The sequence below is a fragment of the Herbaspirillum sp. YR522 genome (assembly GCF_000282575.1).
Classification (GTDB): domain Bacteria; phylum Pseudomonadota; class Gammaproteobacteria; order Burkholderiales; family Burkholderiaceae_D; genus Herbaspirillum.
In genome coordinates this window covers 20,964-32,095 of record NZ_AKJA01000137.1, presented here as the reverse complement: position 1 = coordinate 32,095, position 11,132 = coordinate 20,964, and the positions used below count along the sequence as shown (strand labels likewise).

9 protein-coding genes are annotated in these 11,132 nt (G+C 63.3%); 6 read left to right on the top strand and 3 right to left on the bottom strand.

Annotated features, from left to right (window positions below):
* Positions 1–141: 141 nt before the first annotated feature.
* Together katG and PMI40_RS19750 are read right to left on the bottom strand one after the other, a co-directional pair.
* On the bottom strand, positions 142–2,388 hold the full coding sequence (gene katG / locus PMI40_RS19755; RefSeq protein WP_008119025.1) for a catalase/peroxidase HPI: 2,247 nt from the start codon (positions 2,386–2,388) through the stop codon (positions 142–144).
* A gap of 324 nt (positions 2,389–2,712) precedes the next feature.
* Complete coding sequence (locus tag PMI40_RS19750) at positions 2,713–3,555, bottom strand: TorF family putative porin (protein ID WP_008119024.1); 843 nt, start codon at positions 3,553–3,555, stop codon at positions 2,713–2,715.
* A gap of 412 nt (positions 3,556–3,967) precedes the next feature.
* Between PMI40_RS19750 and PMI40_RS19745 the strand changes: the two genes are divergently transcribed.
* Complete coding sequence (locus PMI40_RS19745; protein ID WP_008119023.1) at positions 3,968–4,921, top strand: DMT family transporter; 954 nt, start codon at positions 3,968–3,970, stop codon at positions 4,919–4,921.
* A gap of 93 nt (positions 4,922–5,014) precedes the next feature.
* On the opposite strand, the gene PMI40_RS19740 is transcribed toward PMI40_RS19745, so the two are convergent.
* On the bottom strand, positions 5,015–5,794 hold the full coding sequence (locus tag PMI40_RS19740) for a metallophosphoesterase (RefSeq protein ID WP_008119022.1): 780 nt from the start codon (positions 5,792–5,794) through the stop codon (positions 5,015–5,017).
* A 163-nt stretch (positions 5,795–5,957) separates the two neighbouring features.
* On the opposite strand from PMI40_RS19740, the gene PMI40_RS19735 reads away from it, so the two are divergent.
* From PMI40_RS19735 to PMI40_RS19715, 5 genes are all read left to right on the top strand, one after another.
* On the top strand, positions 5,958–7,448 hold the full coding sequence (locus PMI40_RS19735; protein WP_008119021.1) for an ATPase domain-containing protein: 1,491 nt from the start codon (positions 5,958–5,960) through the stop codon (positions 7,446–7,448).
* A 2-nt stretch (positions 7,449–7,450) separates the two neighbouring features.
* The gene (locus PMI40_RS19730; RefSeq protein WP_008119020.1) at positions 7,451–7,843 is read left to right on the top strand and encodes a response regulator; all 393 of its coding nucleotides are present in this window, start codon (positions 7,451–7,453) and stop codon (positions 7,841–7,843) included.
* Positions 7,844–8,039: 196 nt separating this feature from the next.
* Positions 8,040–8,477 carry a response regulator gene (locus PMI40_RS19725; protein WP_008119019.1) on the top strand — a complete coding sequence of 146 codons (438 nt, stop codon included), beginning with the start codon at positions 8,040–8,042 and terminating at the stop codon, positions 8,475–8,477.
* Between the two features lie 144 nt (positions 8,478–8,621).
* Positions 8,622–9,332 (top strand): response regulator transcription factor, encoded by a 711-nt coding sequence (locus PMI40_RS19720; protein WP_008119018.1) that lies wholly within the window; start codon positions 8,622–8,624, stop codon positions 9,330–9,332.
* A 464-nt stretch (positions 9,333–9,796) separates the two neighbouring features.
* Positions 9,797–11,116, top strand: a complete 1,320-nt coding sequence (locus tag PMI40_RS19715; protein ID WP_008119017.1) for an MFS transporter — start codon at positions 9,797–9,799, stop codon at positions 11,114–11,116.
* The last annotated feature ends 16 nt before the right edge of the window (positions 11,117–11,132 follow it).

Here is an 11,132-nt window from a genome sequence, read left to right as displayed (position 1 = left end):
GCGCTCATGCCGGTGCGTCGGGGCGGCTTCGATACGGTCCCCTACGGACCTACTCCGCCCGGACGGTCTCTCAATGCAAAAAATGCCGTTCAGTGTGCACTGAACGGCATCAGGGGCCTGGCCTTCGTCAGCGCATGACGTCTACGCCAGATCGAAGCGATCCAGGTTCATCACCTTGGTCCAGGCTGCCACGAAGTCCTGCACGAACTTCTGCTGGGCGTCGGAGCCAGCATAGACCTCGGCCAGCGCGCGCAATTGCGCATGGGCGCCGAACACCAGGTCGACCCGGGTGCCGGTCCACTTGGCCGCGCCGGTCTTGCGATCGCGGCCTTCGTATTCCTGCTGGGCCGGCGAGGTTGCCTTCCACTCGGTATCCATGTCCAGCAGGTTGACGAAGAAGTCGTTGCTGAGCGTGCCCACGCGCGAAGTCAGCACGCCGTGCCTGCTGTCGCCGACATTGGCGCCCAGCACCCGAAGGCCACCGACCAGTACCGTCATTTCCGGAGCGGTCAGGGTCAGCAGCTGGGCCTTGTCGATCAGCAGGTCCTCTGCGCGAACCGCAAAGCGCTGCTTGGTGAAGTTGCGGAAACCGTCGTACACCGGTTCCAGCGGCGCGAACGAATCGGCATCGGTCTGGGCCTCGGTGGCGTCGGTACGGCCCGGGGCGAACGGCACCGTGACTGCCTGGCCGCCGGCCTGTGCTGCCTGCTCCACTGCGGCATTACCGGCCAGCACGATCAGGTCGGCCAGCGAGATCTTCCTGGCGCCGGTATTGAAGTCGTTGCGAATGCCTTCGAGCACTTGCAGCACGCGTGCCAGCTGCTGCGGCTGGTTGACCGCCCAATCCTTCTGCGGCGCCAGGCGGATCCGGGCGCCATTGGCGCCACCGCGCTTGTCCGAGCCGCGGAAGGTTGAAGCCGATGCCCAGGCTGTCGAGACCAGTTCCGGCACCGTCAGGCCACTGGCCAACACCTTGGCCTTGAGTGCCGCCACGTCCTGCGCATCGACCAGCGGATGATCCACGGCCGGCACCGGATCTTGCCAGATCAATTCCTCGGCCGGCACTTCGGGACCCAGGTAGCGCGCGCGCGGACCCATGTCGCGGTGGGTCAGCTTGAACCAGGCGCGGGCGAAGGCATCGGCGAACTGTTCCGGATGGGCCAGGAAACGGCGCGAGATCTGTTCGTAGGCCGGGTCGAAGCGCAGCGACAAGTCGGTGGTCAGCATGGTCGGCAAGCGCTTGCCGTCGCCCTGCGGGTCCGGCACGTCGGCCGCGGCTCCCTTGGCTACCCATTGGTGGGCTCCGGCCGGGCTCTTGGTCAGTTCCCATTCGAACTTGAACAGGTTCTCGAAGAACAGGTTGGTCCACTCGGTCGGCTTCTGGGTCCAGGTCACTTCCAGTCCGCTGGTGATGGCATCGCGCCCGACACCGCTGTTGAAGCTGCTCTTCCAGCCCAGGCCCTGGTGTTCCAGGTCGGCGCCTTCGGGCTCGCGGCCTACGTGCTTGGCGTCACCGGCACCGTGGGTCTTGCCGAAGGTGTGACCGCCGGCGATCAGGGCCACGGTTTCCTCGTCATTCATCGCCATGCGGGCGAAGGTCTCGCGGATATCCTTGGCCGCCGCGATCGGGTCGGGGTTGCCTTCCGGACCTTCGGGATTGACATAGATCAGGCCCATCTGGACCGCAGCCAGCGGATTCTCGAGATTGCGGCCGGCCGGTTCGGTGCGGTCCTGCTCCTGGCCGTGGCGGTCGGGGTCGGCGGTGATCTCGCCCATCGGGCTCGATCCCTTGCCCTTGCCGTAACGGTCGTCGCCACCCAGCCAGGTGGTCTCGGTGCCCCAGTACACGTCCTGGTCCGGTTCCCATACATCCTGGCGCCCGCCGGCGTAGCCGAAGGTCTTGAAACCCATGGTCTCCAGCGCCACGTTGCCGGTCAGGATCAGCAGGTCGGCCCACGAGATCCTGCTGCCGTATTTCTGCTTGATCGGCCACAGCAGGCGACGCGCCTTGTCCAGGCTGACGTTGTCCGGCCAGCTGTTGAGTGGCGCGAAGCGTTGCTGGCCGCGACCGGCGCCGCCACGGCCATCGGCGATGCGATAGGTGCCGGCGCTGTGCCAGGCCATGCGCACGAACAGCGGGCCGTAATGTCCGAAGTCGGCCGGCCACCAGTCCTGGGAGTCGGTCATCAAGGCGGCCAGGTCGCGCTTGACGGCGGCCAGGTCCAGGCTCTTGAAGGCTTCGGCGTAATTGAATTGCGAGGTCATCGGATTGGATTTATCCGAATGCTGGGCCAACAGGTCCACTCGAAGTTGTTTGGGCCACCACTCGCGGTTGCCGGTACCGCCGCCGGCTGTATGGTTGAACGGACACTTTGCTGGTTCGGACATGCGCTTTTCTCCTGGGAATCGACTTGTAGATACGGTGGGCCTGGGACAGGACTGCAACGGAAAAGCGATGGTAGCATCGGCACCATCGGGCCGTGAAATTGGAAATCCTGATGAGTTCGCTAGTCAAAAACTAACACATCGCAAAGGCGAGTGCGGTGCTAACGTTTTCATCCGGCAATGCGCCGGCGGCGCTGGCTGCATGGCGCAGCACCGGGCAAGACGTACCCTACACGTCATCGACCGGGCCCGCAATTATCCCAAGGCGCAATACAGGCCACGGCACCGGCATGACGCCGGCAGCCGGGGCCACCCCTGGCAGGCGGTTCAAAAGGCCTTGGTCAGGCTCAGCACCAGCTGCGAGCGCCCGATGTTCTTGCCCTTCAAGGTATAGCCGGCATCGGCGGCATTGCTGCTGGTGTAGAACAGCCCCAGAAGGTAACTGGAGAAGTCGCGCGTGACGCCCAGCTTCCAGTCGGTATAGGACAGGGCGGCGGATGACGCGCCGGTATAGCGCTGGCGGCCGACATGGGCCACCCCGGTCACGCCACCGGCCAGCTCGTGGCTCAGGCCGAGGTCGGCATAGCTGCTGCCGCGTGTGTCCGGCGCGCCGAAGGTGTTGCCCAGGCTGCTCGAATACTTGAAAGCGATCCATTTGGCGTCCAGCCCGACATACAGCTCGGTGGTGTCGGGACGGGCCATGCCGGCCGGATAGCTGCCCGGATAGGCGTAGCGCAGCACGCCCAGGTCGGCCGTGAGCCAGTCGTTGAGCGCCGGTTTCCAGCCGGCGTAGAAGTCGGCTTCCAGCGAGGCCGATGCGGCCGGATTGGTGTCGCCGATCCAGCTGACGTTGGACATCCAGACCCCAGCGTACAGGCCGCTGTCGTGACCGAGATCGAAGCCGCCTTGCAGCGCCGGCTTGCCATTGGTCTGGGTCAGGCCACGGAAGACATACTGGCTGGCTATGCCGATGTTGCCGCTTGCGTGAAAGGACGAGCTGGCTTCATCGGCGTGCGCCGCAGGTGCTGCCATGGCGATGGCCAGCAACAGTCCGGCGCCGGCCAGCGTGGCGGCGCCGGCGCGGTTGGCCTGGCGCAGGCGCGCCTGCTCGGTCGAATCGCCGGGGCTGCGGGTCGAAGCGGAAAAAGAAGATGGAACAAGGCCGAACATGGGAAGACTCCACGGGTTGAGAAGCCCGCAGCTTAGGAGGGGGCGCATCTAATCCGGATATAACTTCGGGTGCCGGGCATAAATGCGGGATAAACGGGGCAGCCATCGGAAAATGATTTTTCGACAAACTGGCTGTATCTCTCGGCCGTGTCCGCCGCACCTGCACCACTTTCCGGAGTGCATGCACCAGAAGCGTCATATTCTGCATCATTGTGGGCTTCTCGAATTTAAAATCCGTGAATGATGAGTTTTTCGGCATTTGTTGCTGAATTCGATAAGGTCGCCCGTGCTTTTCGGCAGCACTATCGGCGTGCTCTTGTCTACCATGGACACCGTTTTGGAAGCGCTGCAGCATCGATCGAGGGCCATCCGGCGCGGTCGACGCAGCCCCCGTCTGTTCATGGAGCCTGCAATGTCGACCGCCACCGCGCCCTCCGGCGCACTTTCCTCCGCCACCCCGGCCCACAAGCCCATGAGCGGCCTGTTCCTGGTATGCGTCGTCGTGGCCATCTGCATCTGGGGCGGCAACTGGCCGGTCATGAAGTTCGGCAGCCAGTACATTCCCCCCTTGTGGTTCGCCGCCAGCCGGTTCTTCTCGGCTGCCTTGCTGAGCTTCGTCATTGCCCTGTGCATCGGCAAGCTGCGCCTGCCCACGCGTGCCGAATGGCCGGTCGTCATCGGCGTGGGTGTGCTGCAGATGGGTTTGTTCACCGCCCTGGTCACCGGCGCGCTGCATTTCGTCATGCCGGGTCGGGCATCGCTGATCGCCTATGCCACCTCGATCTGGGTAGTGCCGGGTGCGGCGCTGGTGTTGAAGCAAAGACTGAGTCCGCAACAATCGATGGCGACCGTGTTCAGCTACGCCGGGATGGCCGTGATCGTGCTGCCGGCGTTGTTGCATGCCGACTTGCACAGCATGATCGGCTACCTGATGCTGGGCGTGGCTTCGCTGTCGTGGGCGATGAACATCCTGCAGATCAAGCTCACCCCGGGCGTCAAGCTCGATTTCGACTTGCTGCCTTGGCAGACGCTGGTCGCCGGCGTGCCGCTGTGCCTGATCGCATTGCTGTTCGAAGGCGCGCCCAGCTTCCTGCAGGACCCCCATTCCTGGTACGTGATCGGCTACACCGGCCCGCTGGCCACCGCCTTGACCTTCATGATCGTGCTGCAGATGACGCAGCGCCTGTCGCCGGTGACCGTGTCGGTGTGCATGCTGGGCGTGCCGGTGGTCGGCCTGGCGCTGTCATCGTTGATTTTCGGCGAAACGCTGTCGCCCGACCTGCTGCTGGGCATGGGATTGCTGAGCGTGGGACTGCTGCTGCCGGCCTTGCCCGGCCTTGGCTGGCGTCGTGCAGCCGTGAGATAGGCGGCCCTGGCTGGCCGGAACCTGGTCTTGAACGTAGCGGGGCGCGTGGTGACGCGCCCCTTTTCATTGGTCACGCCACGGCTGGGGCCGGGCTCAGATCTCGACGATGAACTGCGGATCGAAGCGCGCATTCTCGGGTGAGCCGTCACGGCGCATGTAACCGCAGGGGTTGCACACCACCCGGCAGCCCTGCAGTCGATAGTCGAATGAGTCGTGGGTATGGCCATGCACCCACAGGTCGGCCAGCGTGGCGAGCTCATCGAGGCGCGAGGCGAAGGCAGCCGACACCGGATCGTCGGCATAGCGCGGCGCCACCGAGTGCATCGACGGCGCCATGTGCGTCACCACGACGGTGCGACCCGGGAACGGGGCGTGAAGGCGTTCGCGCAACCAGGCGAGGTCGCGCTGGTGCAGGCTGACGGTATCTTCCGGGCGCATGTCGTGGACACCGCCATGCTCGACAGTGATACGCCGGTAGTCGGCCATCACCGGCAGCGCTGCGGCCATGGCCAACGCCGTCATGGACGGGCCGAACAAGGCATAGTCGGTCCACAGCGTGGCGCCCAGGAAGCGCACCTGGCCAATGACCAGTTCGGCCCGGTCCAGCAGATGCACATCGGGCAGGTCGCGCGCCTGCCGGGCCAGCTCGCGCATGGCGCCTTCCCAGCTGTTGCCGTAGGCCTCGTGATTGCCGGGCACGAACAGCACCGGCAGACCGGCGAAATGGCGCCCGGCCCAGTGCAGCACCTCGGCCGGAGGACCGATATCGCCGGCCAGCACCACCACGTCGGGGCGGCTCTGCCGCGGCAGGATGGGCGGGGCGTCGTGGCGCCAGACTTCGAGGTGCAGGTCGGACAGGATCAGCAGGCGCATGATGGCTGAGGTAGCGGTGGAGGATGGTAATAAGCTAACAGGATGCCCATTGATACAGCGCATGCAACTTAATGAATGGAAGCGAGCCCAACGAGCAGCGAAGGCAAACGTATAATGCCACTCAAAATTGCATCTTCGCATACCAATAAGGTCACGCGTTCCCATGACGGATTCAAAGCAAACGACGCTGGACAATGACGGCAAGGCCGCACATACCAACCCCGGGCGCACCAGCCGCATTCCGCTGTTGAGGACCGGGATCGCCGGTTTCGACGAGATTCTCGGCGGTGGCCTGCCCGAAGGCAGCCTGTACCTGATCCAGGGCCTGGCCGGCAGCGGCAAGACCACGCTGGCGTGCCAGATCGGTTTCATGCAGGCCGGCGCAGGGCGCAAGGTCATGGTGCTCACGTTGATTGCCGAGTCGCACGCCAAGATGCTCAACCACGTGAGCAACTTCGACTTCTTCGATGAGCAACTGGTGGGTAGCAACATCTTGCTGCTGAGCGGCTATGGCAGCCTGGCCAGTGAAGGCCTGCGCGGCCTGCTCAAGCTGATTACGGCAGAACTCAATCGTCATCGTCCCCACCTGCTGGTAATCGATGGCTTTCGCTCGGTGCGCGAGACCGGGCCTTCCGACCTCAACCTGTCGGAATTCATGCACGCGCTCAATTCGCTGGTGTTCACCATGAACTGCACCACCATCCTGCTCTCGCCGGTGGAGGGCAACCTGCCGGAGTCCGAGAACACGCTGGTCGACGGCGTGATCGAACTGAGCCAGTACGAACAGGGCATGCAGCTGGTGCGCGAGATCAAGGTGTTCAAGGTACGGGGTGCCAATCACCTGCTGGGCAAGCATGTGTTCGAGATCAACGGCGGTGGCCTGCAGATATTCCCACGGCTGGAGGCGGTGGCCACGCGCCAGCGCAAGGTCCCCGGACCGGTCGACACGCTGGTCAGCGTCGGCATCCCCTCATGGGATCGCTGCATCGGCGGTGGTGTCGTCGGTGGTTCCATCACATGCCTTTTGGGCAGCCCCGGCGTGGGCAAGACACTGATGGGTTTGCATTTCATCGAGCAAGGTCTCAAGCAAGGCGAGAAGTGCCTTATCGTCGGCTTTTCGGAGTCGCCACAGCGGCTAGTGGTCAAGGCGCGCCGGGCCGGTATCGAGCTCGAGCCCTACCTGGCCGACGGCAGTCTCGGGATGTTGTGGCAGTTGCCGCTGGAAATGCTGTGCGACGACCTGGCCAAGCGCATGCTCGACGACATCGCTCAACGCGGCGTTGCGCGCCTGCTCATCGATGGCATCGATGGCATGCGCAGCATCGTGGTGCAGCCGCAGCGAGGCGTTTCGTTCGTCGTGGCCTTGTCCAATGAACTGCGTACCTACGGCGTGACGACCTTCATGACCGAGCAGCTGGCGTATTTCCACGACGACCACCCGCCCACCGAGCGCTTCGCCTCGCAGCTCTACGAAAACATCATGCTGCTCGAATACACGCTGCAGGACCAGGTCAACCGACGCCAGATATCGGTGCTCAAGCTGCGCGAAAACGGCTACGACGGCGCCAAGCGGCTGATGAACATCTCGGACACCGGCATCGAGATCGACGGCCCGGTGGGAGGCCATATCGTCCTGGGGCCTGCCGGGCGCTGAGCATGTCGATCAACTCCCCCCCAACGGCGGCACCGCGACCGCTGATCCTGGTGGTCGACGACGAGGTCGACATCACCGATACCTACGCCATGCTGTTCGAGCTGCACGAGTTCAGGGTGATGACCGCCAGCGACGGCGTCGATGCGCTGGCCAAGGCCCGTCGGGCCATGCCCGACATCGTCGTGTCCGATTGCATGATGCCGCTGATGAATGGCATCGAGTTCTGTATCGCATTGCGTGCGCTGCCGGGTGGGCAGCGCGTGCCGGTGATCCTGAGCAGCGGCGCGCCTGAATTGCACGACCTCTCGCAGTCGCGCCACGATTTGTTCCTGCGCAAGCCGATCTTCTTCGAGCACTTGCTGGACCAGGTGCAACGGCTGCTGTCAACGCGCTGACCCTGGCGCTCGCCGCTTTTTACCTTCCTCTCCCCGAATGCCCGCATTGCCTGCCGCGACAGGGCTGCATTGCCTTGCGCCAAGGCATGGTCAATGTTGCCATTTTGCTCAGGAAAATCCCGATACCCGGAAGTGCCCCGTAGCGCCAATATCACCCTACCGGAACCTTGGAAAGGTCCGATGAGGGAGGATGAAAATGGCAGTAGTCAATGCCAGCGGGCACGCTGGTGAAAAGGTGCGCAAGACCATACTGGTGGTGGAAGATCACGCCGATTCGCGCGAGCTCCTGTGCGAGATCCTGCAGAACAACGGCATGTCGGCCATTGCCGCCGGCGACGGCCGCGAAGCCATCGAGCGCATGCACGAATGCATGCCGCACCTGGTGCTGACCGACATGAGCATGCCCAACATGGACGGCATCGAACTGGCGCGCTACGTCAAGGCCCACGACGACTTCCGGCACATCCCGGTGGCGCTGATCAGCGCCAACCTGCCACGCGCGGCGGTCGACTTTCCGGAGATCGCAGCGTTCCTGCTCAAGCCCTGTTCGATGGACTACCTGCTGGAAACGGTAGGCCGTTTGCTGAGCAGTGGCGCGCCCCATTTTGCGAGAAATAACTGCGAGATTTTATGAGTTTCCTGACGGATATTTTCTGTATAACGTTGTGATTATGGAATCATCGCCGCCACCCCAGGGGGCTTCGGAGCCGCGTTCCCTGATGGGTGTGGCGACGGTGGCGGCGGTCATAAAAACAGCTTCGCCCGGAGCACTAATTAGATGAAAGTACTGATTGTTGAAGGCGAAATCGAATGGCGCAGCCAGCTCGCAGCGCGAGTCGGTGCGTTGGCATATGACGTCAGCCAATGCGCCAGCCGTGGCGAAGCGCTTGATGTACTGCGCAGCAGCCAACCCGATATCCTCATCGCCGACGCCATCCTTCCCGATGGCAACCTGCTTCCCGACCTGGCCGCCATGCGCCAACGCTTCCCTTCGATGGGTATCGTCATCCTGACGGCCAAGACCCGTCTCGAAGAACGCGTGCGCAGCATGAGCGACGGCGCCGACTACTATATGGTCAAGCCGGTCAAGCTCGAAGAAGTCGCCGCCACGCTCACCGCGCTGGCGCGCCGCATGAAGACCGCGGCGCACCAGATTGCACCGCAATCCGAGAAGTGGCGCTTCAACCGCAAGTCCGGCCGGCTCTCCGACAGTACCGCCGTGATGCTGCAGTTCACCGACAAGGAAAGCACGGCCTTGGCGGCACTGCTGCAAAGCCCGAACTATCCGGTCAGCCACAGCCAGCTGTTCGACCTGCTCAAGTCCGGCGCCGAAGAGTACGACGCCCACCGGATCGACGCCCTGATCTACCGCGTACGCCAGAAATTGCGCTCGTTGGCCAATCCGCCGATGCAGATCCGCAACATCTATGGCGAAGGTTTCCTGATGCTGCGACGCAGCGCCGAGATCGACGTTTCGCTCGAACCATGAACGCAACGGGCTCGCGATTCTCAATTGCCAGCCCGCGCACCAGCTGGATCGTTGTAAAGTCGTCTCGAATTAGTTTGCAGCGTTTTACCTCGAACGCATTGGGAATGTAAGAAATCATCATTGGCTCGCATTGAATGGCGGCGTTTCCCGGCCGCGATGCATCATCAGCGCAGGCTTGCGATCATCATCCCACCGGATGTCGCATCCCCACGATTCGCATGCTGTGGGATGCCTATTTGGCGGCATTAAATGCTGCGTCGCGAAAGATTTCCCGCTTTCGGGTATCATTACTGCAGTTTTGGCGTTAATCCGTAATATTTTTATATACGTATTTCTCCAAGTCTGCCTTCTGCGGGCCCCGCTGTCCGCGATGCATCCATTCGAACCCAAACCAGCTGCTCGACCCCGCTGCTCGTGGCCCTGCCAGGACATCGTCGGGGTTGGCCTGTCGATTGTTGAAAGCCATGTCCACTCCTGTTGAATTCACCGGGGCGCTCAATGAGTCCCGGCATCGTCCTCTTACCTCGTCCGACTACAAGACGCTTGGCCTGTCCGCGCTAGGCGGCACGCTGGAGTTCTACGACTTCGTCATCTACGTATTCTTCGCCGCCGTGGTCGGCAAGCTGTTCTTTCCGGCCGACATGCCGGAATGGCTGCGCATGCTGCAGACCTTCGGCATCTTTGCCGCCGGCTACCTGGCGCGGCCGGTGGGCGGCATCATCATTGCCCACTATGGCGATGTGATCGGTCGCAAGCGCATGTTCACGCTGTCGATCTTCCTCATGGCGGTGCCGACCCTGGTGATCGGCCTGTTGCCGACCTACGCCAGCATCGGCGTGGCCGCACCGATCATGCTGCTGCTCATGCGCGCCCTGCAGGGGGCCGCCATCGGCGGCGAGATGCCAGGCGCCTGGGTGTTCGTGGCCGAGCACGTGCCGGCCAATCGCTATGCCTTCGGCGTCGGTGCGCTCACCGCCGGCATTACCGGCGGTATCCTGCTGGGTTCGTTGATGGGCATCTTCATCAACAGCGTCTTCGAACCGGGCGAGGTCACCGATTTCGCCTGGCGTATTCCCTTTATCCTGGGGGGCGTGTTCGGGCTGGTATCGGTCTATCTGCGTCGCTATCTCGAAGAAACGCCGGTCTTCAAGGAACTGGCCGTGCGTCGCGCGCAGTCGCGCGAGATGCCGCTCAAGACCGTATTGCGCGAACACCGCGCCGCCTGCCTGTTGACCGCCGGCATGACCTGGTGCCTGTCGGGCGCGATCGTGGTGGTGATCCTGATGACGCCGGCCTATCTGCAGACGGTGCATCGTCTGCCGCCCAAGCTGGTGATGCAGGCCAATTGTGCCGGCACGCTGACGCTGACCATCGGTTGCCTGCTGGTGGGTTGGCTGTGCGACCGCATCGGCACCTTGCCCACGATGTTGATCGGCTGGGGTGGCCTGGCGCTGTCGACGGTCTGGTTCTACGGCCAACTGCCGGGTACGCCGGAGTCGTTGGTATGGGGCTATGCGCTGGTGGGCCTGTTCGTGGGCAGCATCGCGTTGACGCCGATCGTGTCGACCCGTGCCTTTCCACCGGCGGTGCGTTTTTCGGGACTGTCGTTCGCCTATAACATGGCCTACGCGGTATTCGGCGGCCTCACGCCCATCCTGATCTCGCTGTGGATCAAGCAGGACCCGCAGGGCCCGGCGCACTACGTGCTGGCGCTGTCGATCCTGGGCCTGGTGCTGGCCCTGGTACCGATGAGCAGCAAGGGCTACAAGGCCAACAAGGCCTGACCAATCCGGCTCTGCC

Excerpts from the sequence above, each read along its gene's own strand:
- katG (WP_008119025.1), bottom strand. The coding sequence starts at position 2,388 with ATGTCCGAACCAGCAAAGTGTCCGTTCAACCATACAGCCGGCGGCGGT.
- PMI40_RS19750 (WP_008119024.1), bottom strand. The coding sequence starts at position 3,555 with ATGTTCGGCCTTGTTCCATCTTCTTTTTCCGCTTCGACCCGCAGCCCC.
- PMI40_RS19745 (WP_008119023.1), top strand. The coding sequence starts at position 3,968 with ATGTCGACCGCCACCGCGCCCTCCGGCGCACTTTCCTCCGCCACCCCG.
- PMI40_RS19740 (WP_008119022.1), bottom strand. The coding sequence starts at position 5,794 with ATGCGCCTGCTGATCCTGTCCGACCTGCACCTCGAAGTCTGGCGCCAC.
- PMI40_RS19735 (WP_008119021.1), top strand. The coding sequence starts at position 5,958 with ATGACGGATTCAAAGCAAACGACGCTGGACAATGACGGCAAGGCCGCA.
- PMI40_RS19730 (WP_008119020.1), top strand. The coding sequence starts at position 7,451 with ATGTCGATCAACTCCCCCCCAACGGCGGCACCGCGACCGCTGATCCTG.
- PMI40_RS19725 (WP_008119019.1), top strand. The coding sequence starts at position 8,040 with ATGGCAGTAGTCAATGCCAGCGGGCACGCTGGTGAAAAGGTGCGCAAG.
- PMI40_RS19720 (WP_008119018.1), top strand. The coding sequence starts at position 8,622 with ATGAAAGTACTGATTGTTGAAGGCGAAATCGAATGGCGCAGCCAGCTC.
- PMI40_RS19715 (WP_008119017.1), top strand. The coding sequence starts at position 9,797 with ATGTCCACTCCTGTTGAATTCACCGGGGCGCTCAATGAGTCCCGGCAT.